Genomic DNA, 23347 nt, shown 5'->3' on the forward strand with positions numbered 1-23347 from the left:
ATCACGTTAACGGCCGCGCCGCCGAGGCGGGGGCCAGACAATGCGCGATCGCGCGCCGGCCGGGTTCCGGCCTGCTCACGCCGGACTCGTCTTCGCCAGGCAGCGGACCTCGCCGTCGCGCAGCGCGTAGTAGACCAGGGTGAGCAGCTTGCGGGCCGCGGCGGCCTTGGCGACGTTGCGGGCCGGGGTGCCGCGGCGTTGAATGATGCGGTCCCTCAGCCGCCGCATCGGGGTGTCGGCGGAGCATCGCTGCACCGCCTCGACGCAGGCCCAGCGCAGCAGCGACGAGCCCTGCTTGGTGATCGGCCCGCGGTGGACCTTGGTGTCCGAGGCGCGGTGCCGCGGGGTCAGCCCGGCCCAGGAACACAGCTGGGCGGGGCCCGGGAAGCGGGCGACGTCGCCGATCTCGGCGACCATCACGGCGGCGAAGACCGGGCCGATGCCGGGGATCGTCTGCACCGCCGCGTAGCCGGGATGGCCGGCCAGGGCCTGGGCCGTGCGCTGGTCGAGGTCGGCGATCTCGGCATCGAGGAAGGCGACCAGCCGGAGCAGCGAGGCGGTGCGGGTGGCGTAGGCGCCGTGCAGCGGGACGGTGGCCGGCCAGGCCCCGCCCGCGCGGCCGAACAGGTCGGACACCGGCACGTGCAGGCCGGCCTTGCCCAGCACCGCGTGGATCTGGTCCTTGGCCGAGGTGCGCATGCCGACCAGCTTGTGCCGGTAGCGCACCAGTTCCCGCAGCCGGCGCACCTGTGGTGGGGCGATCCACGCCTCCGGCAGGCGCCCCATGCGCAGCAGGTCCGCCAGGTCGGCGGCGTCCCTCTCGTCAGTCTTGACCCTACGGTGGCTGAACAGCTTCACCCCCAGGGGGTGGGCGAGGTGCACCTCGGCTCCTGTCGGCGTACAACCTCATCTGGCCACCCACGTACGAGCTAACGTGTCCAGCTCGTAGCGTGTCGAAGGCTGGTTCGTGGCGTTGATCGGCAGGCTGTCGTACGACCGGTTGAGGTTGTACGGAGGCCACTTTTCGTGATCTTGAATGAGGAACGCTGGGCGGAGTTGCGGCGTTTTCGGGCTCTGCACGCGTCCGGGGCGATGAGCGTCTCGGAGATCGCGCGGGAGACGGGGCTGCACCGGCAGACCGTGCGCAAGTACCTCTCCTCACAGGCTCCGCCGGGCCCGCCGCGGGGCAGCAGCCGCGAGGGAACCCAGGCGCGGGTGGTGACCGGGGTGGCGCCGCTGATCGACGCGATGCTGCGGGCGGAATTGCTGATCAAGGGCACGGTGGTGCATGAACGCCTGGTCGAGCAGTACGGCTTCACCGGCAACTACCAGCGCGTCAAGCTCTATCTGCAAGAGGCCCGGCCCCGCATCGCGGCGGAGCTGGGCATCGGGACGGACGAACTGCGCCGGCTGCACCGCCGCTTCGAGGTCATCCCCGGGGCCCAGGCCCAGGTCGACTGGGGTGACGAGGGCAAGATCCTTGCGCACGTCGGCATCGAGAAGGTCTATTCCTTCCACATGACGCTGTCGTACTCCCGCGATCCGTTCTGCTGCTTCACCACCAGCCAGGATCTCGCCTCGTTCTTCGCCTGCCACCGCCGGGCGTTCGAACATTTCGGCGGTGTCCCGGCGGCGATCGTCTACGACCGGACCAAGACCGTGGTCCGCCGCCATGTCGCGCCGGGCAAGGCGGTACCACTGCACCCAGAAGCGGTCGCCTTCGCCGGGCACTACGACTTCGACATCGATGTCCTGGCCGCCTACCGGCCGACCGGGAAGGGCCGGGTCGAGCGGCAGGTGGCGATCGTGCGTGATCATGTCCTGGCCGGGCGGGCTTTTGCTTCGCTGGAAGAGATGGACGCCGCGTTCACCGCCTGGGTGCCTCTGCGCAGGGCCCGCACCCACGCCACCCACGGTGAGGTCATCGGGGTCCGGGCCGCCCGCGACCAGGCCGCTCTGCGGCCCGTGCCCCAGACTCCCTATCTGGTCACCCGACGCCACCTGCGGCACGTCGGCAAGGACTGCCTGGTCGCCTTCGAAGGAAACCTGTACTCCGTGCCGGCCCGGCAGGTCCGCCACCGGCAGCTGGTCGAGATCCGCGCCGGAGCCGACATGGTGTTCCTGCACTCCACCGCCCCCGAAACAGCCGGCCAGAGCCTGCTGGCCGCCCACCCGCGGGCCCTCGGCCGAGGGCAGCGCATCGTCGACGAAGCCCACTGGGAGGGCCTGCCCGACGGCCACACCCGCGCGGTGACCGCCGGCGACGCCGAGGCCGGTGACAGCAACGTCGTCCCGCTCCGCCGCCCCGCGCCGGCGGCCACCGGCCCTCTCCAGGCCCTGCTGACCCGCTCTGCCGCCGCGCAGGTAGAGGTCGAACGGCGGCCTCTGTCCGTCTACGACCAGCTCGCCGGCACCCGTCCCTTCACCCCTGCCACGATCAAGGATCACCGTTGAACGAGCTGGTCACCACGCGCATCCGCACCACCGCCACCCGGCTCGGCCTCACCCACCTGCCCAGCCAGCTCGACGTCTTCACCCGCCGGGCCGAGGAGGGAAAGCTGGGCTACCTCGACTTCCTCGACCTCGTCCTGGAAGAAGAGGCCGCCATGCGCGACGAGCGACGTTTCCGCAGTTCACTGCGCTTGTCCAAGCTCCCGGACCACAAAACGCTGGACCAGTACGACTTCTCGTTCCAGCCCGAACTCGACCCCCGCAAGATCAAGGACCTGGCCACACTCTCCTTCATCGAGGCCAAGGCCAACGCCGCCCTGCTGGGTCCGCCGGGAGTGGGCAAGACACATATCGCCGTCGCTCTCGCGGTCGCCGCCTGCCGGGCCGGGTTCTCCGTCTACTTCACCACCCTCGACGACATGGTCCGCAAGCTGAAAAGCGCGGACGCCATCGGCCGGCTCACCGGGGCCCTTCGTGCCTATCTCCGGCCGAACGTCCTGGTCGTGGATGAGGTCGGCTACCAGCCCCTCGAACGCGCCGAGGCGAACCTGGTCTTCCAGGTCGTCTCCAAGCGCTACGAGAAGGGATCCATCATCCTCACCTCCAACAAGAGCTTCGGAGAATGGGGACAGGTGTTCGGTGACGAGGTGCTGGCCACCGCCATCCTCGACCGCCTCCTCCACCACTGCGACGCCATCTCTATCAACGGCCCCAGCTACCGACTGAAGAACCGTCTCGCCGCCATCGAAGAAGCCTCCAGCGTCGCCTGACGGGCCACCAGGTGGACACATGAGCCCGTACCTACCTGAACACGTGACCCTGAACCTCGACAGCTCCGGTCTCGATGAGGGCGTCGGCGGCCCAGTACCAGCCGTAGGTGGCTTCCAGCACCACCCTCGGGTGCGGACCGGCCTTGGCGATCTCGGCCTTCAGGCCGGCCGGGCTGTTATCGATCCGTACCCGGCCCAGCCGCGTGCCCTCCGGCGTCATCCGCAGCAGCACCGAGCGGCTGCGGTGCAGGTCCATGCCCACGATCTGCGGTCCGTCGTAGGCTGTTTCCTGGTCCATCAGGGGCCTCCTGCCTGTGGACGGTGGCTACTTCTCCTGGACCGAGCATCGTCCGCACCCGGCCGGAGCGGGAGGCCCGCTCCTTCATCGCATCACGTTGGTGGGGTGTTGATCGGTTGAGGGCGGTAGTGCCGACAGCCCCTGCTGCGCAACCGCGCAGGATGCTGTGAGCCATACGATGCCGGGTTTCACACGCCCGGCAGGCGAAACGTCAGCAGTGCTGCTGCACTGCGGTATCGGGGCGGGCGAAACGCTCGCCATGGCCGAGCAGCGCAGGGTCAAGGTCAGTGCGTCGTCTACCGAGGCGGTCCTCCAGATGCCTCACGACAGATGCCGCACGACGGCGATTCGGCGCGGCTCGGCAGCCTGCGGAGCGTCGGCGCTCTGCCCGGCCCGCCCGGCGCCGGGTCCCGATCCGGTGTCCCGTGCGGCCTAGGCCTTCTTCACCCAGCCCCACAGGGACTCCGAACTGACCCTGAGCTCCCGGGCGGCCTCGGTCACTGTCCGGCCCGACGACCGCACCAGCTCGATCGCGTCCCGCTTGTACTCCTCCGAGTACCGCTTCGTGTACTTGCTTCCCACCCGGCACTGCTTCCTCCGGGCTCTCACGTCCCCGTCTCCAGGTGCCCACGATCAAGTGGAAGTTTCAGGTTCGGTGCCGTGAGCCTGTAGAGCGCGTTGATGCTGGGTGGGTGACAGGTCGATCCCGTCCACGAGGGCGCCGTGCTTTCGGGCCAGGTGGACGGCGTGGTGGCCGGGCCCGGATCCGATGTCGAGCACTCGCTTGCCGTCGATGAAGCCGAGGACCTCGCCGCCGACGGCTCGCAGAAACTGCCCGTCCGTGTCCTGCCCGTGCTGCGCTGCGAGCGGGAGCGTGGTGCGCTGCCCCTCAAGATGCCGCTGGAGGCCGCTCGCGGCACACTATGGGTAAGCGGCCGGGCGACCGAGCAGCCAGGAGCGGCCCGGGGCCGCCAGGACTCATCGCCTCACCGTCGGAGTTCCGGCATGGACATCAACCCGCAGGCCACCGCCCTCGTCGTCACGGATTCGCAGAACGACGTGCTCAGCGAGAAGGGTGCCGCGTGGGGTTTGGTAGGGAACGGGATCCTCGAGATCGGCACGGTCGAGCACCTTGATCGGCTCTTCAGCAGCGCCAAGAGCACGGGCTACGACGTGGTGATCTCGCCCCATTACTACTACCCGACCGACCAGGGCTGGCGTTTCGGCGGCCCGGTGGAGCAGATGATGCACGAGACGGGTATGTTCGCCCGCCGGAGCCCGCTGAGTGCGGAGGGCTTCGAGGGTGCCGGTGCCAACTGGCTCGAGCAGTACAAGGAGTTCATCGACGACGGCCGGACCATCGTGACCAGCCCGCACGAGGTGTTCGGGCCCGAGTCCAACGACCTGGTCGTCCAGCTGCGCAAGCTCGGCAAGACCAAGGTCGTCCTCGCCGGCATGCCGGCCAATCTGTGCGTCGAGTCCCACCTGCGCGAGCTCGTCGAGCAAGGCTTCGAGGTCGCGGTCGTCAAGGACGCCACGGCCGCACCGAACCATCCCCAGCTCGGCGACGGCTACCCCTGCGCGGTCGCCACCTTCGACTTCGTCGCCAACTCGGTCGTCACGACCGACGAGGCCGTCAGGGCCATGGGAGCGTCACAGGGCCGGTTTTGATGCTCACGTGACGCGTCGAGCGGCGAGGAGAGAGGTTGCCGGGAAGAGTCCGCCCGAGGTGTCCGTGGACGGGGGAGGAGCATAAGGGAGGACGAAATGAACGAGAAGGCCGGCGAGGACGTCGACCTGCTGGTGGTCGGCGACGGCAAGGCCGGGAAGTCCCTGGCGATGGACCGGGCGAAGGCCGGCTGGAGTGTCGTCATGGTCGAGCGGGACAAGATCGGCGGCACCTGCATCAACGTTGCGTGCATCCCCACGAAAACACTCGTCGGCTCGGCCCGAGCCCTCCTCACGGTGCGGCACGCCGGCGAGATGGGCGTCGAGATCGACGGTGAGCCCGCCATCGACCTGGGCAGGCTCCGCGCGCACAAGGAAGGTGTCGTCGGCGGGATGGTCAGCGCCCACGCCAAGATGTTCGCCGACTCGGGCATGGACTTCATCCTGGGCACCGCCCGTTTCGTAGGCGAACGCACCGTGGAGATCCGCGCCAACGACGGCGCCACCCGGACGGTGCGCGGCCGGGACGTCGTCGTCAATACCGGGACCACCCCTGCCGTGCCCGCCCTGGCCGGCATCGCCGAGGCGGAGGTGTGGAACTCCGAGACGATTCTGCACCTGGAGCGCCTGCCCGAGACGATGCTGATCCTCGGAGGCGGTTACGTCGGCTGCGAGTTCGCCTCGATGTTTGCCCTCTTCGGCACCCGTGTGACCCTGCTGCAGGGCGGCGACCAGCTGCTGCCGCGCGAGGACCCGGATGTCGCCGGCCAGGTGGCCGACATCCTCACCGACCAGGGCGTCGACGTCCGTCTCGGGGCCCGTGCGAATGCCGTGCGCCGCGAGCCCGGACACGGCGAGGTCGTCGTCACCCTCGCGGACGGCTCCGACGTCCGCGCCCAGGAGCTGCTCGTGGCCACCGGCCGCACGCCCGTGACCGCCGGCCTCGGCCTGGACACGGCGGGTGTCGAGCTCACCGACCGCGGGTTCGTCGCCGTCGACGACCACCTGCGCACCACCGCCGACCACGTCTGGGCGGCCGGGGACGTCGCCGGCAGCCCACAGTTCACGCACGCCTCCTGGAACGACTTCCGCGTCCTGCGGGCCATCCTCACCGGCGGCGACGCCACCACCACCACCGGACGGCTCGTGCCCTACACCGTGTTCATCACTCCCGAGCTCGCGCGCGTCGGGCTCACCGAGACCGAGGCCCGCGATCGGGGGCACGACGTCAGGGTGGCCCGGCTCCCGGTCTCCGCCATCCCTCGGGCCAAGACCATCCACGACACGGTCGGCACGTGGAAGGCCGTCGTCGACGCCGAGACGGACCAGATCCTCGGCGCCGCCCTGCTGGGACGCAACGCCGGGGAAGTCATCACCGCCCTGCAGATGGCCATCCTCGGACGGCTGCCCTACCGACAGGTCCGCGACGCCGTCATCACCCACCCCACCATGGGCGAGGGCCTCAACCTCCTCTTCGACGCCCTGAACTAGCTTGTGCTTGTTCTGATTTCTGATTGCTGGGCAGTTCAGGGGCTGTGTCCGCGTCGCTTGTAGTGACTGATGCGGGCTTGGAATTGGCGCCTGCGGCGCCAGATGGATCAGTGCAGGATGTGGTCGAGGGATGCTGGGCGGCGGTCGGTGAGACGGTGGATCAGGCGCCTGATCTCGGCGAGGCTGAGGTGGATGAGCTGGGAGGATCCGTTTCTGCCTGCTGAAGGTCGTCAACTCGCAGGCGTACGGCCCTGATGTCGTCGAGGTGGTCGGGGACGTGACGCGCACCGCGCAGACTCCCCTGCCGGCACCCGCCGCCTGATCCTCCTCCGCCCCGGCGCCCGCCCCGGCGCCCGCCTCGCGCAAGAAGCAGCAGAAGTCGTCAACTTGACCCGGTCCTGAAGGACCGGGCTTGGAGGTAGTGCCCGGCTGGCTGCTGGGTGGACTCCTCCGTCCAGACACCCCCTACGGGGTGGCGGGGACGCGTGACTCACGCCCCGCGTTCCACACCATGGCGCCACGTTGGGCGATGTTGTGGGAAGAGTTCCGGTCCGCGTGGGCAACGACCCCGCAGTTCCGACAGATGAAGAGGGCCTGGTCGACCCGGTTCTTCTTGTCGACGTGCCCGCACTCGCGGCACATCTGTGAGGTGTAGGCGGGGTCGACGTGGACCACGGGCACGCCTGCGCGGCGTGCCTTGTAGGCGATGAACTCCCCGAGCTGGGCGAAGGCCCAGGAGTGGAGCGTGACCCGTTGGGGCTTGCGGAGCCGTACCCTCTGCCGGATGCCGCCCAGGTCTTCCAGGGCGATTCCGGCCGAGGTGCGTTCTGCCTCGGTCACGATCGTCTTCGCGATGATGTGGTTGGTGTTGGAGACATGGCGCCGCTCGCGCCGGTTGCGCTTCTTCAGCAGCCGCTTGGCGGACTTGGTGCCCTTGCGCTGGAGCTTGGTGCGGAGAGCGCCGTGGCGTTTGCGGTGCCGGTTCAGGTCGCGCCCGGCGGCCTGGTAGCCGGTGGATGTGGTGGCGATGTTGACGATGCCGAGGTCGACGCCGATGAACCCGTCGGGCTCGTAACTCTTCCTCTCGGGGACCTCGCAGGTGGCGATCAGGTAGAACACGCCGTCGCGTTCCACCAGATCCGATTCGCCCTGCCGGTGCTCGCGCAGCATCTTCAGGCCGTCGGCGGAGCAGAGGAACCGCACATCCCGGATGCGTCCGGCGGTGGTCCAGATGGACACCGTCTGCGCGTCGTACTGCCAGCTCAGGCACCGGTCGTCGTACGGCTGGGCCGCCTCGGACCGAAAGGCGACGGGCTTGGACTCGGCCTTCCTGCGCCGCTTCGAGCCCGGTCTGCCGAGGTTCCCGGCCCTGATGTTGGCCTTGAGCGTCGTATAGGCGTCGCGGACCTTCTTGATGGTGTGCTGGGCCGCCTGGGCCCCCAGCCCCCGCGACTTCAACTCCGCGTAGGTGTGCTTGCGCAACTCGTACTCACGCGGCACACCCTGCTCGAACGCCACCGCCGATACCCAGTTCGCGGCCTCGTTGACCGTGCGCAGGGTGGTGAGAAGCGCGGCGGCCTGCTCGGCCTCCGGCATCAGTTTCACCTGCACAACGAGTTTCACGGGCGTGACCCTGCCATTGCTCTATGTCACCACGCTGGGAACCAAACCCCAATATTCACAGAGGTAGAACAGTCGTCCATACCCTCCACGCACATTTGGTCTTCACACCCAAGTGTCGGCGCGGCCCGTTCACCGAGGAGATCCTTCGGCGCTGCGAGGAGGTCATGCGTGACGTGTGCACGGACTTCAACACCGAGCTGGTGGAGTTCAACGGGGAGAGAGACCACGTCCACCTGCTGGTGCACTACCCGCCCAAAGTCGCCCTGTCCCGGCTGGTCGGCTCCCTCAAGGGCGTCTCCGCCCGGCGACTCCGTCAGGAGTTCCCAGCCCATATCCGTAAGTACCTGTGGGGTGATCACTTCTGGTCGCCTTCGTACTTCGCCGCCTCGTGCGGCGGAGCGCCGTTGGAGATCATCAAGGAATACGTCGAGAACCAGAAGCGACCTGGCTGAGGCCAACAGTGCAGGCCCGCGGGTACCCGCCGGTCAGAGCAATCCAGAGAAACGCTTCCTCCCGGGCGTGAACGCCCGGGGTTCCGCGCTAGATCAGGCTGAACCACTCGGGGAAGCGCACGGACGGGTGACCGGGCACAACCCGTCCGACGTGCAGCTGACCTTCTGCTCGCCGGCGAACAACCCGTGGTACGGGCCGTCTTCGCCGCGCGGGCAGTGATCTCCGACTGCCGCCGGACGGGACTGGCCGATGTGAACCGCCACCCCCACGGACATGGGGCGGTGGGCCCCTCCCGGCGGCGGTGTCCCCCGCGCCGATCGCGAAGTCCCCCTCCCCACCGGGATGGAGAAAACATCGTAGTCGAGGCCGGGCGGGGTGGACGTCCCCGCGTCACCCCGCCCACTGTCCGAGGATCCTGGAGAGGAAGTCCTTGGCCCGGTCCCTGCTCGGATCCGTGAAGAACCCGTCGGGCGTACGGCCCTCGACGATACGGCCGTTGGCCATGCAGACGGCCGGCTGACGGCAGAGCGGGCGACGCCCTCCCGTGCGTGACGACGATCACGGTCATGTCCGCTTCGGCCGGGTACCGCATGACGTCCGGGATCTCGTTGATCGTCTCGGGGGCGAACGCCGAGGCCGGGTCGCCGAAGAGCCTCGCCCTGGGTTCCATGGCCGGCGCCCGTGCGATCGCCGCGCTCTTGCGTCCGCGGAGCTCGGCCTGTCCCAGCGGGACGTTCTGCGGAGCGGTCCTGTGCGCGAAGAGGTCGAAGGACGGGAAGACCCTCCAGGCCCCGGCGCGCGGCCGCGCCGGGGCCCTGCCCTCGTCAGCAGCGGCTGCCCGTCGATCAGGGTCGTGCCGGACCTGACGGTCTCCAGCCGGTCGGTCGCCCGGCACCGGGGCGACCGACCGGCCCCGACGGGCCGATGACGACAACCACCTCACCCCCTGCCCACGGTGAGGTCGATGTCCCGCAGGGCATGCAACCCCGGAGCTCGGCCTACCTGGTGAGCGCCGGAGTGCGGGCCGGCCGGGACCGGAGCGCCGTCCGGCGTCTCACGCCTCCGCGACTTCGGCGTACAGCTGGGACAGTTCAGGCATACCGCCGGCGGCCCAGGCGTGCCCGGAGTCCACGACGTCGAGCTCCCGCCCGGAGGCGAGCCGTACGACGGGCTGGCCGTCGGACCGGATCTCCCAGACGGCTCCCGGCACGGTGCGCACGATGACCGTGCCCAGATACAGCCCGGCGTCGTTGCCCAGCCAGGTCAGGGTGTCCTCGTCGTCCCGCCAGCTTCCCGGGACCAACTGGTCCAGCGCCTCCAACGAGGCCGGGGAGTCGTCCAGCCGGACACCGGCCCGGGACACCTGGGAGCGCAGCAGTTCGCACTCGGCGAGGAGTTCCGCGAGGCCTTCGGGATCGCGGAGGACTCCGGGCTTCTGGCGCCGGTTGCCCAGGAAGGGGATGTTCATCTCTCCAGCGTGACATTCGTACCGCCATCCGCACCACAGGGCGCGCGGACCGCTGCCGTGGGGTGGCCGGTCACTGATCGCCGGTGGCCGGTGATCACACGTCCAGGTCCACCACGACCGGTGCGTGGTCCGAGGCGCCCTTGCCCTTGCGCTCCTCACGGTCGACGTAGGCGTCGGAAACGGCCTTGGCGAACGGCTCGTTGCCGTACACCAGGTCGATGCGCATGCCGCGGTTCTTGGGGAAGCCGAGCTGGCGGTAGTCCCAGTACGTGAACGGGTGGTCGTACTTCAGCGGGCGCGGGACCACGTCGGTCAGACCGGTTTCGCGCAGGGCGGCGAGGGCGGCGCGCTCGGCCGGGGTGACATGGGTGGAGCCCTCGAAGACGGTGATGTCGTGCACGTCGTCGTCGGTCGGCGCCACGTTGTAGTCGCCGAGGACCGCGAACGGGCGGCTGCCCGCCGCGCCGCCGGCCACGGCGGCCTTCAGCGCCTCGAACCACTGGAGCTTGTACGCGTAGTGCGCGTGGTCCACCTCACGCCCGTTGGGCACGTACACCGACCAGACGCGGACCGGGCCGCAGGTCGCGGAGACGGCCCGGGGCTCCAACGAGCCGTCGTAACCCGGGTCGCCGGGCAGGCCCTTGACGACGTCCTCGAGGCCTACGCGGGAGAGCACCGCCACGCCGTTCCACCGGCCGGTGGCGTGCACCGCCGACTCGTAGCCCAGCTCGCGCAGTTGCTCCACCGGGAACTGCTCCTCGGCGACCTTGGCCTCCTGGAGGCACAGCACGTCCGTGCCGCTGCTCTCCAGCCAGGCCAGGAGCCTCGGCAGGCGGGCGGTGATCGAGTTCACGTTCCAGGTCGCGATGCGCATGTCTCACAACCTACCCGGCGCCTCCGACAATGCCCGACCGTCGGGGCCGGGGCCCTGCCTGGCTCACAGCTCGGCCGTCGCCCCCGGGGCCAGTCGCAGGTGCGGAGCACCGCCGAGGGCCCCGATCTGGCGGTCGTAGATCGGGCGGGCCAGATCGGTGAGCAGGGCGTCGTGGATGTCATAGGCGCGCTCCGGCCGGACCTCGCGGACGTAGTCGATGACCTCCGAGATCTTGTTCCAGGGGGCCATGACGGGGAGCATCAGCGTCCGGACCGGGTGGTCGGGAACGGTGAGGGCGTCGCCGGGGTGGAAGAGGACGCCGCCGTCGACGAGGTAGCCGACATTGGTGACCCGCGGGATGTCCGGGTGGATCACCGCGTGCAGCTCGCCGTGCACCTGCACCTCGAAGCCCGCGGCGGTGAACGTGTCGCCGTGGCCGACGGTGTGCACCCGGCCCGGGAACGCGGCCGAGAGCTGGTCCGCGACGGACTTCAGGGTCCAGATCCCGGCGGCCGGGTCGGCCTCCAGCGCGGCCCTGAGCCTCCCCTCGTCGAAGTGGTCGGGGTGCTCGTGCGTGACGAGGATGACGTCCGCGCCGAGCGCGGCGTCCTCCTCGCTGAACCCTCCGGGGTCGACGACGAGAGTGCGGCCGTCCTTCTCCAGGCGGACGCAGGAGTGCGACTTCTTCGTGAGCCTCATGCGTCCATCCTGCCTCCTCGGGACTCGCTCCGGGGCCTCACTCCCGGGCCTCACCCCTGGGGTGTGGTCTCCTCGCGGACTACCTGCTGGGCCACCCGGAACGCGCTGCTCGCCGCGGGCACACCGCAGTAGACGGCCGCCTGGAGCAGGACCTCCTTGATCTCCGCGGGAGTGAGGCCGTTGCGCAGGGCGGCCCGGGTGTGGACGGCGAGGTCCTCCAGGTGGCCGCCGGCGACCAGAGCGGTGAGGGTGACGCAGCTGCGGGTGCGCCGGTCCAGGCCGGGCCGGTCCCAGACCCCGCCCCAGACGGAACGGGTGACGTACTCCTGGAAATCGCCCGAGAAGTCGTCGGTCTGCGCCAGCACCTGGTCGATGTGCGCGTCACCCAGCACCTCACGGCGGACCTTGATCCCGGCCTCGTACGGGTCGGGACTGCCGCCCTGGGGCTGCGGCGGGACGGCGGCGGCGATCTCGGCGACGGGCCCGGTCTGCTGCGGTACGACCACCTGCCCCGCCTGGACCTGGACGGCGGGCAGGGCGATGTGCCCGGTGGCGGCCTCGAAGCCGGGCTGCCAGGCGGTGGAGAAGTGCCGGACCAGAAGGTCGGTGACGGCGGCGGGCTGCTCCACCGGCACGAGATGGGAGGCGCCGGGCACGACGGCCAGTCGAGCGTCCGGCACCCCGGCGACCAGCGTGCGGGCCTCGGCGGGACCGGTGACCTGGTCGTCCGAGCCGACCAGTACCAGCGTCGGCACGCCGACGCTGCCGAGTTCGGCCCGTACGTCGAACGAGGCGAGGGCCTCGCAGGCGGCGATGTAGCAGCCCGGGTCGGTGGTGCGCACCATCTGCACGGCCCACTCGGTGATCGCGGGCTGCGCGGCCGCGAAACCACTGGTGAACCAGCGGTCGGGCGCGGTGCGGGCGATCGGATCGAGTCCGTTCGTGCGGACGATCACCCCGCGCTGGCGGAACTCGTCGGCGGTGCCGAACCGGGGCGAGGCGGCGATCAGGGCGAGGGAGGCGAGGCGCTCGGCGTGGCGCAGGGCCAGTTCGAGGCCGATCGCGCCGCCGAGCGCGCAGCCCGCGTAGCCGAAGCGCTGCACGCCGAGGCCTTCGAGGGTGGCGAGCAGCCGCGCGGTGAGGTCGCCGACGGATCCCGCCGGGTAGGCGGGGGCGCCCCCGTGCCCGGGCAGATCGAACCGGAACACACGCCACTGTTTTGTCAGCTCGGGGATCTGCCGGTCCCACATGTGCCATGTGGTACCCAGTGAGGGACCCAAGATCAGGACAGGTGCGTCTTCCGGCCCGTCAAAGCGGTATTGCAGGGTGTTCGGTGATGTCTCACTCACGCCCCAAACCCTCTCACGTGTCACGAGCTGTCACACGGCCGGGGAAAAACCCGGCGACTCCCGCGCCCGGCAGCGCCACCGCCGGCGCTGCCGGAACCCTCGGGAACCCAGGTACGAGTCCTCCGGCGTGTACGCGTGGCCGCCACACGCCGGCGAACTCGTCCAGCCGAACCGGAATCCTGGCGCGCCGGCCGCCCTCCAGGAACGGAAGCGAAGCAGTGGGCGACGTGTCGGTCGTCGGCCCGAGATCCTTGCGGGCCGCGTCCCGGAAGGCGAGGGACAGCCCCTCGAGGTGGGCCGGCAGCTCCCGCGTCGCGTGCTCGGGACACGAGGTCGGAGCGCCCGGGCGCTCGTCGCCGATCGCGCCGGGCAACTGCGTCACCGCCTGGGCGGCGGGAGTGAGACCGGGCAGGGATGTGGTGTCGGAGGTGTCCATGTGCAGTGCTTACTGCCCGCCCGACGCGAACTCATCGCCACCACGCGCATCCCGCCCCGCCCCCACCTCGCCCCGTCCCTGCCGGTTCCGGGCTCCGACCGGCCTCGCCGCCGCTTCGCCCGGTGTGCCGGGGAGCGGGCCGCACAGGCGTATCACTCGCTCGATCGGGCTAACCCCGGACCTGGAAGGATCACCGGGGCCGCCCGCACTCATACGCTCCACGAGTGACTCGTACGAACGCCTTGAATACCGGCCGCGACGACTTCCTCAGCTGGGCGACGGAGGAGAGAGGCGTCGCACTGCCGACGCGCCTCACGGACGCCGTGCTGACGATGCTCGCGCTGCGCGGAGCGGACCGCAGGGCGGGCGTGCCCAAGCCGACCCCCGGCCTGCTGCGGCAGGTGCTGCACGAGGACCTGCCGCAGCTGCTGTGCGCCGGCGACGACGAGCTGGACGCCCTGCCCGGCGTCCTCGGCACCCTCGCCGACCGGGTCCGGGCAGCGGGTCGGCTCAACGCCAAGCGTCACGCGCGCCTGCTCGCCGCCGTCGAGGACGCCGTGCCCGGCTTCCGCCGCGCCATGGCGGACCCGGCGAATCTGACCTGGCACCGCTGGTACGCCTCGCTGCTGACCGCCGACGGTGTCGACCCGGACGACCCCGCCGCCGTGGGGGCCTGGCTCGACGCCCACGAGAACACACCGCACGCCGACCGGCCGGCCCTGCCCGAGCCGCTGCACCGTTCCGACCTCGCGGAACAAACGTTCGCCGTGCGGAGCCGTCTCGACGAGGCGCTGCTCGCCGCGTTCGCCCGCGACACCCGCGAGGCATCACCGGCAGGCCCGCTGCTGCCCACACCGCCGCTGGACGACCGACGCCCCGACGACGCGCTCAGCAGCGAACTGGAGCGCATCGCCGACGCGTTGACCGACCGGTGGACCGCGGCGGGGCTCGCCGAGGCGTTCGCCGCCCGGCACGCCGCACTCGCCCCCGCCCCGGAGACGATGCCGCACGTCGCGCTCGCCGACCGCATGCTCGACGAACACCTCGACTACTACGGCGACTCGTCCGTCCCGCTGCCGCCCCCGCCGGCGGTCCCTTCGCCCGACGAGATCCGGGACCTGCTGCACGCCGCCCCGCTACCCGCGGCGCTCGCGGCCGGGACCTTCGACGACGAGCTGCGCGACGTCGCGGAACGCTGCGGCCTGCCCGGCCCCGCCACCGCCGTGTGGGCCGACGGCACCCCGCAGGAGCTGCTCGAGCTGGCCGCCGACGTCCTGGCCGCCCAGGCCGAACGGCTGCCGCTGGTCACCGGCCCGCAGGAGGCGTACTCGTTCGACGCGGCGCACCTCCTCTACTCGCTGTACGAACGCGGCAGCACCCCCGACTCGGTCGCCCGCAAGATCGCCGACGCGAAGTCCGACGGCCTGCCGCCCGAACTGGAGGACGCTCCGACGCCCGTGTCACGCAACGCCCCCGACGCCTACGAGCTCCCGTCGCCCGAGGAGCTGTCCCAACTCCTCGGGATGCCCGCCGTCACGGACGCCGACCGCGCCGAACTCGACGCCCCCGCACACGGTCTGGCGTCGCTCGTGGACCAACTGGCCTCCACCGGCTGTGTCTTCCGTACCGGCGACACCTACGGGCTCACCCCGCTCGGCGCCGCCGTCATGCGCCACGTGCTCACCGCCGGCCATGTGGCCGCCCCCGACCAGGAAACCGTGGCGGAGTGGAACGCGGCCGAGACCGTGGCCGCCACCCGCCACTGGCCCACCCGGCTCGCCGCCGCCACGCTTGCCGCGTGGGCCGCGCACCGCGGTGGCACGGACGAGGTATGGGGCGAACTGCTCGACGCCGTCTCCGGGGCCAAGGCCGACGAGGCCGATGCCGCCCGCACGTCCGAGTACTTCGCCCGCCTCGATGTCGCCGCGATCCCCGACACGGTGCTGCGCGCCGCGCTCACCGACCCGGTGACCGGGGCCGCCGCCCGCGGGCTGCTGCTGGCCCGGGGAGAGTCCGTCCCCGAGGACACGGTCCCCCTCACCGCCCGCGCCACGGTGCTCGTCGAGGAGCTGGACCAGCGCTGGATCGACGACATGCTCGGCCATGTGAAGCGCCGGTACGACGCGGGCGAGACGGGCACCCCGGCCGCGGCCGACATCCCGCCGACGACCCTGCTCCCCGCCTTCGACACGGCGGCCGCCGCCTGGCCCGGCGGCGCTGCAGCCCTCGCCGACGCCCTGGCCGAGGCGGACCCGGGCACGTCGCTGCGCATCCTGGACACCCTGCGCGCCCACCACCCGGACCGCACGGTGGCAGGCGCGGCGGCCCACGCGAAGAAGACGGCGCAGCGGGCATCGTCCGGGCGCCGCCGCTGACATGCCCCGGCCCCGGCCGACAGCCTGCGGGCTCGCCCACCCTGCTGCGTACCAACGCCCGGGCCCGGCAGGGCTTTGCCAGGGGTGACGGTCGGGGAGTTCGGCGGGGAGATGTTCGCGCCGCTGGTGCGCCAGGGGCAGCGGGGCGTCACGGTGGACACGAGGGCCTGCCGAGTGGCGGTGCAGAGGTAACGATCCGCACCGAACCCAGCAGGCCCTCACCTGTTCAAGCACCCGGCCGTGCGTCGGCATCACCCGGCACAGCGCGTCCCGCCCGGTACTGCCCCCACGGCGCCGGTCGGACGGCTGGTCCCTCGCTGTCGAGCTGGACGCCGGGGCGACCGTTCTCGACGACGTATGTCGCTCGGGTGGAGACCGGTGCACCGGGCCTGGTGACATGGGGGACGACCCGGAAGTCGGTCGTCCACAGGTCCGGCGTCACCGCGGCCCGGATACAGCCGCGGCGGTAGTTGGCGAACCTGATGTGCGGGTTCGCGAGGAGCGAGTGGTGACGTGATCGAAGTGCTGGACGTCGGATGCGCTCGGTGACGTCGGTGGCACGTGGGGCCTGCGTCGCGGCGGTGCCGCTGTCGTGTCCGGATGCCTGGGTCCCGGCCGGCGAAGAGGGGCTGTCCGTCACGGTGTCTCCGGGGCGCTGGGTCGCACGGCCAAGGCACACCGGTCACGTCCCTTTACGGCTTCGGGCCAGGGAAGCCCTGAAGCGTTCCAGGGAGAAGTCTTGGGAGGAGGCGGCTGGGCATGGTGGCGCGTGTGCCGGTCAGATCTCCATCACGGCGTCGCAGTCGGGGCAGACCAAGGATGCGTACTCATCGGGGTACCACGGCGCCCCACGGCGCTCGGAGGGCCTGCGACGGGCGGTCGCCATAACGAACGTGTCCTTGCCGCAGAGGGTTCGTGGTCCGGTCCTGGTGGGCGTTCCCGGCGCGGTGGGCGCCGCGTGCACCCGGCGGACCGGCCGTTCTCCCTCACCTGGTGAACCGGGGGAGGAGCGTGTGGCCACCGGCTTGTCGAGCTCGTACACGACGACGATGTCACTCATGCCCCTACCGTAGGCCGAGGGGTCGATCCGCCCGCAGCCTTGAGCCGGGTGGCTGTGATCGGCTGTCGCGCCCGGACCGCGAACGGCGGCTACCCGGGCCTGTCCACCGGGTCAGGCCTGGCCACCTCGAACTCCACCCGGACCTCGTCGGCCAGCCGCAACGCGCCCAAGAACGCGGTGTAGGGCTTGATTGCCCAGGCGGACTGCGTGACGGTCGCCCAGCCGCGCAACAGCCCGCCGTCATTCCCCCTCCCGTGCACGGTCGCCGGGTGGGTCCGGCCTTTGATGGTGAGCTCTCCAGTGATCTCGAAGGACTGCGGGGTTCCCGTGATGCGGGTGGAACGAAAGGTGATCGTGGGGTGCTTCGCGGTGTGCAGTAGGGACTTGTCCGCCAGTGTCCGTTTGATCTCGGCCCGGTCGGCATCGGTGAGCGCCTTCAGCCCTCCCGTTCCCTCCCGGACCTCCAGCGAGCCCGTCTCGACCGTCACACTCACCGACGACCTCTCCGGGGCTCCGACGGCCACCACGGCCTCCCCGGACCATCGGGTGGCCTCGATGGTGAGGTCGTGTCCCGCCCTGCGACCCAGCCCGGCCCGGCCGGTCTTGATCAAGAGGCGGCCGGTTGAGGGCCCGAGCCGGTACGTTCCGTCAGTCAACGTCACAGCGCCCAGGTTACGGGCGGACACGGCTGGGGCCGTCGACACGATCCAGTCGGCGTGTCCCCATGGGGCGAGACGATGTCGCAAAGGAGCCGGATACCCGGTGTGGGCTCGGAAAGTCGTCGCTGCTGCTCGGGCCGCGTAGCGGTACTCGTCGATGACGCCGCCGAGGACGCGGGTGCGCAGGGGTCTGCGCGTATCGAAGTCGTGCACGGTGGCGGGCTGTTGGACCGAGTCGGGTGGCGGCTGACGGCGGGCCCGATGGGGCCGGTGCGCGGTGTGGTGCTTCTTGTAGGTAGCCAGGACTGTCGGGCGTGAGCCTCGCCCATGATGAGAACGTGATCGAGGGCCTCACGCCGGATGCCACCGATAACTCTCCCGCCATGGGCACTCCTCCGCGGCGCTCGCAGCGCGCTCTGGAGGATCTTCATCTCGTCGGCTGCGAAGACCGCGTCGAAGGCCTCGCCGTACATGTCATCGCGGTCGCGCAGCAGGAAGCGCAGTGACTCCCAGCGCGTGCCCGGGTCGAGTGGGCGGTGACGCCGGTGACGGGCACCCGGCGGGTGCCGTGCTCGCCGAACGCCGGCGCGTACCGCCCGGCTGCCCGGCGCGGTGCCGCTGGGCGGGAAGTCGCAGGCGATGGTCCCTGCGGCCTGGGGGGTGCGGAACGCGCGCCCGGTGGGGCCGAAGCGGCGCGGGGCCGGGTCGACGCCCGCGGTGTGGAGGACTTCCCGGACCGTCCGGGCGTCGATGGGGGGCCGCGGTGTGGAGGACTTCCCGGACCGTCCGGGCGTCGATGGGGGGCCGCGCCGGGCCGGCTCTGCGAGTGCCGATACATCATCCGCGCAGCTCACGGCCTTGACTGCCCAGCGGCGAACCGCACACCGATTTTTGCTTGCCTTCCCGCGGATCCATGCGGACGGCAGCACGCTCTCCCGTGCCGCCGCGCCCGGCCCACCACACCGCCCCACGCCCCCGCCCCGCCACGCCTGGCGCCGAGGAGCGACCGGGACCAGGACCTCGAGACCCCCGCCCGCAACACCGGCCGCCGGCCCCGCACCGCCCGGCCGGCAAGCCGACCTGCACCGACACCGACCGGGTGATGCCGGCCGGTCCGCCCCGCCGCCCACCGAAAACGCAGCCGCGTCCTCTCCCGCCGGCCCGCCCAGAGACGCTCTCGCGCCGGCACCACGGCCTGCCCCGCCGGGGAGATCCTCAAGGAGCACGGCATCCCGCCCGCGCCCGCACGGCAGAGCACCACCCGGGCGGACCTTCCGCGCCGCCGGGCCGGCGCCCTGCCCGCCCTCGCCCCCTTCGAGGCCCGCCCCCGGCCGGGGCGCGGCCGTAGGTCTCCGCCGGCCTCGCGCACCCGACCCGGCGCATCCGGATCCCGGGCGCCACCGCGCACCCGACCACGCGGTGGATCGTGCCGCCCGGGCGTCACCTCCCCAGGGGCCTCCGGGACGCCGGCCGCACGCCCGGCGTCCCGAGCCGCGACTGCGGCGCGAAGCGCCCGACCGCCCTCGCCGCCCCGGTGGCCGACGCCGGCCCGAAGGCGATCACCACAGGCTCCCGGCTGCCCCGGAGGAACCCCCGCGGGGAGCGCCGGCTACCGACCTGTTGAGGCGGGCTCCCGCCTGTTGAGGCGGGCTCCCGGACCGCGCCTTGACCGGGAACCAGCGCCCCCTCCGCCGCTGCGCCTTGCGTGCGGTCGCGGCCCATGCCCCCGAGCCCCGGCCGCGCTGGGCCCTCGGGCAGGCCGCACCACATTGCCCGCTCCCCCACCGGTCGACAACCCACCACGGCTCGGGGACTTGAAGGTCCGCCGAGGAGACCGGCCCGGCACAACCCTCCGCGGGTACCGAGATACCGCCTGACCAGGCCGGATGATGATTCGGCACCCGCAGAGTCGCTCGTAGCCGGCCGCACCCGGACGTGCAGCCGGTACTCAGGTACAGGGTCTGCGGTCGAAGAGGCCACCGGCCGCATTGCGGCGGGTGGGATCAACGGCGGCCGACCGGCAACCAGCGGTCCAGGTAGGCTCGCAGGCCGTCCAGGCCGGCGCCCCGTGCGACATAGCCCAGGTAGCCGTCGGGGCGGACGAGTCCCTGTACGACGCCCGGCCACGGGCTCTGCCCGCCGAGCCGGTGGACGGAGACCAGGCCGACCCGTCCTTCCAGGGCCGGGGAGAGCCGTTCGTCCGGCCAGAGGGCTGGTGGTCCGGACAGCAGCAGGTGCCAGCCCGGTGCCGCCGTGCGTGCCTGCAGCCCACGGGGCAGGTCGGGCAGCCGGTCCCCGGCTCTCGGCCCGTCCCTGGGCGGTCGTGAGCCGGCCGTGGAGGCGGGGCTGCGCCGGTAGTGGATGCCCAGTTCGGAGACGGTCCGAAAGAGCCGCCCGCGGATCTTGGCCGCCCGTAGCGCCAGCGGCGCCAGCCGCGGGGCGATGTGGGTGCGGCCGACGCGGAAGACGGGGTTGCCGCTGGTGGCGATGGTGAAGGCGCGGTCGGTGAAGCGCCGCACGCTGTGGCCGACGGGGGCCCGCTCGGCCTCATACGTTGCCAGCAGTTCCTCGGGCGCCGCGCCCCGGCAGGTGAGGGCGAGCTTCCAGCCGAGGTTGAGCGCGTCCTGGATGCCGGTGTTCATCCCCTGCCCGCCGGCTGGGCTGTGGATATGGGCCGCGTCGCCCGCCAGGAAGCAGGGGCCAAAGCGGTAACGGGCGGCGCCGCGGTTGTGGAGGCGGAAGTCGGTCATCCAGACCGGGTCCCGCAGCGTCAGCCGCTCGTCGGTGCAGCGGTCGGCGATCTCCTGCAACGACGGCAGGTCCACCTCGGCGCCGAGGGCGTCGGGCGGCCGCATCGCGAGCATGCGCCAGCCGGCCGGCGCGCCGAGCGGGAAGAAGAACACCATCCCCGCCCCGCTCATGTACGAATGCACGGAGTCCGGCTCCAGCCCGTCGACCTCCAGGTCGGCGAGCAGGAACGTCTGCGGGTAGGCGTATCCCCCGAATCCGATGCCGCTCTGGTTGCGCACGGTGCTGTGGGCGCCGTCGCAGCCCACGACGTAGCGCGCCTGCACGGCCTCCTGCGAGCCGTCGTCGTGGCGCAGCCGGCAGTCGACGGACGAGTCCGTCGCCTCCAGCCGGACCAGTTCGGTGCCGCGCTCGATCGTCACGTCCCGCGCGGCCAGATACTCGGAGAGGACGCGCTCCGTCTCGGCCTGCGAGAGGAACAGCAGGAACGGATACGCCGTGTCGGTCAGTCCGATGTCGAACAAGCGCAGCGCCACCACGCGGCGGGGCAGGTGGAGCCGCAGCCGCATCGCCGGGTTGCCCCGGGCCACCAGTTCGTCCGTCACCCCGAAGCCCGCCAACGCCTCCAGGGTGCGGGGCTGGATGGCAAGCGCCCGCGACTCCCGCACCCGGTCGAGGGAACGGTCGATGATCCTGAACCGCGCTCCGTACGCGCGCAGCTGCGCGGCGAGGGCGAGACCGGTCGGCCCTGCTCCCACCACCAGCACGTCCAGCGGCGCCGTCATGAGTCCACGGTAGTGGAGACGAGACGCGCGCGAGACCGTTCGGCGCGCACCGCGTCGAGCCTGTGCCCCGCTACGGCGAGGAGGGGCCGGGCGACCGTCGACGCTGCGGTCGGCGTGAGCGGTCGAGCAGGGACAGGACGTGCGCGGCGTCGCGTCCGACGCCGCGCAGGGTGTTGGAGGAGAAGCTGCGCTGGAACTCGATGCCGACGAACCCGAGCCCGGGGACGGTGGCGACGCCGCCGTGGTGCCGGGGCCGTCCGTCGGAGTTCAGGGCGTCACTGCCGTTCAAGTAGGGGAAGGTGCGGCGGTAGCCGGTGGCCCAGAGGGGGGCTGTACGGTCAACGGCTCTGGCCCACATTCGATGGTGATGCTTTGTGGCCATGGTTACTGACGGTGGAGCACGCAGGTCGGAGGGGTGCTCGCGGTTGCCAGGCGGGACTCTCGTCTCCGGACGCAGCTGTCGTCCCCTCCATGAGCTGCGAGATCCGGGCCCCAAGATCTCGCCGGTCGTGGCCGTCGCGCAGCGATCTCCTCGAACCACACCGTTCGTCCGCTTCCGCCTCGGGTCCGAAGCTGACCGGACATCAATTTCTTCGGAAAATAGATCTTTTCGGTGGTCGCTGCGAGGGAAAAGCCCGCGTCGCGACGATCCGTCCCGGTGACGGCGGCACCGGCGGCGAGGAGGACCTCACCCACTTCACAAGTATGACAGTCACATGTCAAGCCTTCAACTCTCTTGATTATAACCACCAGTTACCACACTCTTTACTCGGCCTTGAGCGGAACGCAGCGCTCAGGGCCGTGTGCGCGACCCCGCGTGCACCCCCACATCGCGCGCCACACCCAGGCGCGCTTGCCTGAGGAGGACCCCCTCACATGGCACAACCGCGTAGCAGGAAGATCCGCTTCGCCGCCCTCACCGGCGTTGCGACCGCCTCCCTTTTGGGCGGACTCACCGCGCTTCCCGCCCAGGCCGCCCCGGCCGAAGGAAAAGTACTCGCCGCCGACTCCCCCACGGCGATCAAGGACAGCTACATCATCACGCTCAAGAAGACCGCGGGCTTCAAGTCCGCGTCGAGCAAGGGCAAGGGCCTGATCACCAAGTACGGCGGCACGGTGAAGAAGACGTTCGGCAGCGCGCTGAACGGCTACACGGCGGACTTCTCGGCGACCGAGGCCAGGAGACTCGCGGCCGACCCGGCGATCGCCACGGTGGAACAGAACCAGAAGGTCCACCTCGACGCCACGCAGACCAACGCCCCCTGGGGCCTGGACCGCATCGACCAGACGGCACGCCCGCTCTCCGGCACGTACACCTACCCGGACTCGGCGGGCAGCGGCGTGACCGCGTACGTCATCGACACCGGGGTGCGCATCACGCACTCGCAGCTCAGCGGACGGGCCTCGTACGGCTACGACGCCGTCAGCGGCGGCACGCCGTCGGACGGCAACGGCCACGGCACCCACGTCGCCACCACCATCGCGGGCTCCACCTACGGCGTCGCCAAGAAGACCAGGATCGTGGCAGTCCGCGTGCTCAACGCCAGCGGCTCGGGCACCACGGCCGGCGTCATAGCGGGCGTCGACTGGGTCACCAAGAACCACTCCGGCCCCTCGGTCGCCAACATGTCGCTGGGCGGCGGCACCTCCACCGCCCTGGACACGGCCGTGCGCAACTCGATCGCCAGCGGTGTCACCTACGCGGTCGCCGCGGGCAACGAGAACGCCAACGCGTCCTCCTCCTCCCCCGCCCGGGTCACCGAGGCGATCACGGTCGGCGCCACCACCAATACGGACGCCAGGGCCAGCTACTCCAACTACGGCTCGCTCCTCGACCTCTTCGCCCCCGGCTCCTCGATCACGGCGGGCTGGCACACCAGCGACACCGCGACCAACACCATCTCGGGCACGTCGATGGCGACACCGCACGTCGCGGGCGCGGCCGCGGTCTACCTCGCGGGCCACACCACGGCCACCCCGGCACAGGTTTCCGCGGCCCTGGTGAACGGCGCCACTTCGGGCGTGGTCACCAGCCCGGGTTCCGGTTCGCCGAACAAGCTTCTGCGTCTCGTCCCGTGACACCCCGTCAGGCGTGAACGCCGTTTCCCGGAGGCCGCCGTGCCTTCGGGAAACGGCACTT

The 23347-nt window shown here is 71.2% G+C and carries 22 protein-coding genes and 1 pseudogene; 8 read left to right on the forward strand and 15 right to left on the reverse strand.

The annotated features are described in order from the left end of the window. Positions 1–75: 75 nt before the first annotated feature. A complete protein-coding gene (locus ACFP2V_RS37070; protein ID WP_381220607.1) occupies positions 76–882 on the reverse strand; it encodes an IS110 family RNA-guided transposase in 807 nt (268 codons plus the stop codon). Between the two features lie 144 nt (positions 883–1026). Between ACFP2V_RS37070 and istA the strand changes: the two genes are divergently transcribed. Together istA and istB are read left to right on the forward strand one after the other, a co-directional pair. Then, positions 1027–2454 carry an IS21 family transposase gene (gene istA / locus ACFP2V_RS37075; protein ID WP_381220609.1) on the forward strand — a complete coding sequence of 476 codons (1428 nt, stop codon included), beginning with the start codon at positions 1027–1029 and terminating at the stop codon, positions 2452–2454. Next, complete coding sequence (istB, locus tag ACFP2V_RS37080; protein WP_381220612.1) at positions 2451–3221, forward strand: IS21-like element helper ATPase IstB; 771 nt, start codon at positions 2451–2453, stop codon at positions 3219–3221. The genes istA and istB overlap by 4 nt, the downstream gene beginning before the upstream one ends. A 31-nt stretch (positions 3222–3252) precedes the next feature. On the opposite strand, the gene ACFP2V_RS37085 is transcribed toward istB, so the two are convergent. The 3 genes from ACFP2V_RS37085 to ACFP2V_RS37095 form a co-directional block, all read right to left on the reverse strand. Continuing rightward, complete coding sequence (locus ACFP2V_RS37085) at positions 3253–3519, reverse strand: hypothetical protein (RefSeq protein WP_381220615.1); 267 nt, start codon at positions 3517–3519, stop codon at positions 3253–3255. A 432-nt stretch (positions 3520–3951) separates the two neighbouring features. Then, on the reverse strand, positions 3952–4101 hold the full coding sequence (locus tag ACFP2V_RS37090; RefSeq protein ID WP_381220618.1) for a transposase: 150 nt from the start codon (positions 4099–4101) through the stop codon (positions 3952–3954). 51 nt (positions 4102–4152) lie between these two features. After that, on the reverse strand, positions 4153–4299 hold the full coding sequence (locus tag ACFP2V_RS37095; RefSeq protein ID WP_381220621.1) for an SAM-dependent methyltransferase: 147 nt from the start codon (positions 4297–4299) through the stop codon (positions 4153–4155). Between ACFP2V_RS37095 and ACFP2V_RS37100 the strand changes: the two genes are divergently transcribed. Together ACFP2V_RS37100 and ACFP2V_RS37105 are read left to right on the forward strand one after the other, a co-directional pair. Next, a complete protein-coding gene (locus tag ACFP2V_RS37100) occupies positions 4243–5190 on the forward strand; it encodes an isochorismatase family protein (RefSeq protein WP_381220624.1) in 948 nt (315 codons plus the stop codon). The genes ACFP2V_RS37095 and ACFP2V_RS37100 overlap by 57 nt on opposite strands. A gap of 96 nt (positions 5191–5286) precedes the next feature. Further along, positions 5287–6678, forward strand: coding sequence for a dihydrolipoyl dehydrogenase family protein (locus tag ACFP2V_RS37105; RefSeq protein ID WP_381220627.1), 1392 nt, complete (start codon positions 5287–5289; stop codon positions 6676–6678). A gap of 465 nt (positions 6679–7143) precedes the next feature. Here the strand turns inward: ACFP2V_RS37105 and ACFP2V_RS37110 are convergent, their stop codons facing one another. Next, a complete protein-coding gene (locus tag ACFP2V_RS37110) occupies positions 7144–8274 on the reverse strand; it encodes an RNA-guided endonuclease InsQ/TnpB family protein (protein ID WP_381220725.1) in 1131 nt (376 codons plus the stop codon). 50 nt (positions 8275–8324) lie between these two features. Between ACFP2V_RS37110 and tnpA the strand changes: the two genes are divergently transcribed. After that, a complete protein-coding gene (gene tnpA, locus ACFP2V_RS37115; RefSeq protein ID WP_381220630.1) occupies positions 8325–8753 on the forward strand; it encodes an IS200/IS605 family transposase in 429 nt (142 codons plus the stop codon). Between the two features lie 391 nt (positions 8754–9144). Here tnpA and ACFP2V_RS37120 read toward each other — a convergent pair. From ACFP2V_RS37120 to ACFP2V_RS37145, 6 genes and pseudogenes are all read right to left on the reverse strand, one after another. After that, positions 9145–9738, reverse strand: a pseudogene (locus ACFP2V_RS37120) (ATP-binding cassette domain-containing protein). Positions 9739–9808: 70 nt separating this feature from the next. Continuing rightward, positions 9809–10222 (reverse strand): DUF6278 family protein, encoded by a 414-nt coding sequence (locus tag ACFP2V_RS37125; protein ID WP_381220633.1) that lies wholly within the window; start codon positions 10220–10222, stop codon positions 9809–9811. A gap of 94 nt (positions 10223–10316) precedes the next feature. Continuing rightward, complete coding sequence (locus tag ACFP2V_RS37130; RefSeq protein WP_381220636.1) at positions 10317–11096, reverse strand: exodeoxyribonuclease III; 780 nt, start codon at positions 11094–11096, stop codon at positions 10317–10319. A gap of 63 nt (positions 11097–11159) precedes the next feature. Then, positions 11160–11795, reverse strand: a complete 636-nt coding sequence (locus tag ACFP2V_RS37135) for an MBL fold metallo-hydrolase (RefSeq protein ID WP_381220639.1) — start codon at positions 11793–11795, stop codon at positions 11160–11162. Positions 11796–11845: 50 nt separating this feature from the next. Further along, the gene (gene pcaDC / locus ACFP2V_RS37140; protein ID WP_381220641.1) at positions 11846–13144 is read right to left on the reverse strand and encodes a bifunctional 3-oxoadipate enol-lactonase/4-carboxymuconolactone decarboxylase PcaDC; all 1299 of its coding nucleotides are present in this window, start codon (positions 13142–13144) and stop codon (positions 11846–11848) included. A gap of 13 nt (positions 13145–13157) precedes the next feature. Next, on the reverse strand, positions 13158–13580 hold the full coding sequence (locus ACFP2V_RS37145) for a DinB family protein (protein WP_381220644.1): 423 nt from the start codon (positions 13578–13580) through the stop codon (positions 13158–13160). A 224-nt stretch (positions 13581–13804) separates the two neighbouring features. On the opposite strand from ACFP2V_RS37145, the gene ACFP2V_RS37150 reads away from it, so the two are divergent. After that, positions 13805–15955 (forward strand): hypothetical protein, encoded by a 2151-nt coding sequence (locus ACFP2V_RS37150; RefSeq protein WP_381220647.1) that lies wholly within the window; start codon positions 13805–13807, stop codon positions 15953–15955. A 778-nt stretch (positions 15956–16733) separates the two neighbouring features. Here ACFP2V_RS37150 and ACFP2V_RS37155 read toward each other — a convergent pair. Together ACFP2V_RS37155 and ACFP2V_RS37160 are read right to left on the reverse strand one after the other, a co-directional pair. Further along, positions 16734–17015, reverse strand: a complete 282-nt coding sequence (locus tag ACFP2V_RS37155; protein ID WP_381220650.1) for a hypothetical protein — start codon at positions 17013–17015, stop codon at positions 16734–16736. An 89-nt stretch (positions 17016–17104) separates the two neighbouring features. After that, complete coding sequence (locus ACFP2V_RS37160; RefSeq protein ID WP_381220653.1) at positions 17105–17677, reverse strand: YceI family protein; 573 nt, start codon at positions 17675–17677, stop codon at positions 17105–17107. Between the two features lie 311 nt (positions 17678–17988). Here ACFP2V_RS37160 and ACFP2V_RS37165 point away from each other — a divergent pair, with 311 nt between their 5' ends. Further along, positions 17989–18180: a hypothetical protein gene (locus tag ACFP2V_RS37165; protein WP_381220656.1), complete on the forward strand. Its 192-nt coding sequence runs from the start codon at positions 17989–17991 to the stop codon at positions 18178–18180. Positions 18181–19677: 1497 nt separating this feature from the next. Here ACFP2V_RS37165 and ACFP2V_RS37170 read toward each other — a convergent pair. Together ACFP2V_RS37170 and ACFP2V_RS37175 are read right to left on the reverse strand one after the other, a co-directional pair. Beyond that, a complete protein-coding gene (locus tag ACFP2V_RS37170) occupies positions 19678–21207 on the reverse strand; it encodes an FAD-dependent monooxygenase (protein WP_381220659.1) in 1530 nt (509 codons plus the stop codon). 70 nt (positions 21208–21277) lie between these two features. Further along, positions 21278–21496, reverse strand: a complete 219-nt coding sequence (locus ACFP2V_RS37175) for a hypothetical protein (protein WP_381220662.1) — start codon at positions 21494–21496, stop codon at positions 21278–21280. A gap of 587 nt (positions 21497–22083) precedes the next feature. On the opposite strand from ACFP2V_RS37175, the gene ACFP2V_RS37180 reads away from it, so the two are divergent. Next, positions 22084–23286, forward strand: coding sequence for a S8 family peptidase (locus ACFP2V_RS37180; RefSeq protein ID WP_381220665.1), 1203 nt, complete (start codon positions 22084–22086; stop codon positions 23284–23286). Positions 23287–23347 lie beyond the last annotated feature (61 nt).

It is taken from the genome of Streptomyces incanus (assembly GCF_042656345.1).
In the GTDB taxonomy this organism is placed as follows: Bacteria; Actinomycetota; Actinomycetes; order Streptomycetales; family Streptomycetaceae; genus Streptomyces; species Streptomyces incanus.

Coding starts and splice junctions, on each gene's coding strand:
- ACFP2V_RS37085 (WP_381220615.1), bottom strand. CDS start 3,519: ATGGACCAGGAAACAGCCTACGACGGACCGCAGATCGTGGGCATGGAC.
- ACFP2V_RS37105 (WP_381220627.1), top strand. CDS start 5,287: ATGAACGAGAAGGCCGGCGAGGACGTCGACCTGCTGGTGGTCGGCGAC.
- ACFP2V_RS37110 (WP_381220725.1), bottom strand. CDS start 8,274: ATGCCGGAGGCCGAGCAGGCCGCCGCGCTTCTCACCACCCTGCGCACG.
- tnpA (WP_381220630.1), top strand. CDS start 8,325: ATGTCACCACGCTGGGAACCAAACCCCAATATTCACAGAGGTAGAACA.
- ACFP2V_RS37125 (WP_381220633.1), bottom strand. CDS start 10,222: ATGAACATCCCCTTCCTGGGCAACCGGCGCCAGAAGCCCGGAGTCCTC.
- ACFP2V_RS37130 (WP_381220636.1), bottom strand. CDS start 11,096: ATGCGCATCGCGACCTGGAACGTGAACTCGATCACCGCCCGCCTGCCG.
- ACFP2V_RS37135 (WP_381220639.1), bottom strand. CDS start 11,795: ATGAGGCTCACGAAGAAGTCGCACTCCTGCGTCCGCCTGGAGAAGGAC.
- ACFP2V_RS37145 (WP_381220644.1), bottom strand. CDS start 13,580: ATGGACACCTCCGACACCACATCCCTGCCCGGTCTCACTCCCGCCGCC.
- ACFP2V_RS37155 (WP_381220650.1), bottom strand. CDS start 17,015: ATGAGTGACATCGTCGTCGTGTACGAGCTCGACAAGCCGGTGGCCACA.
- ACFP2V_RS37170 (WP_381220659.1), bottom strand. CDS start 21,207: ATGACGGCGCCGCTGGACGTGCTGGTGGTGGGAGCAGGGCCGACCGGT.
- ACFP2V_RS37180 (WP_381220665.1), top strand. CDS start 22,084: ATGGCACAACCGCGTAGCAGGAAGATCCGCTTCGCCGCCCTCACCGGC.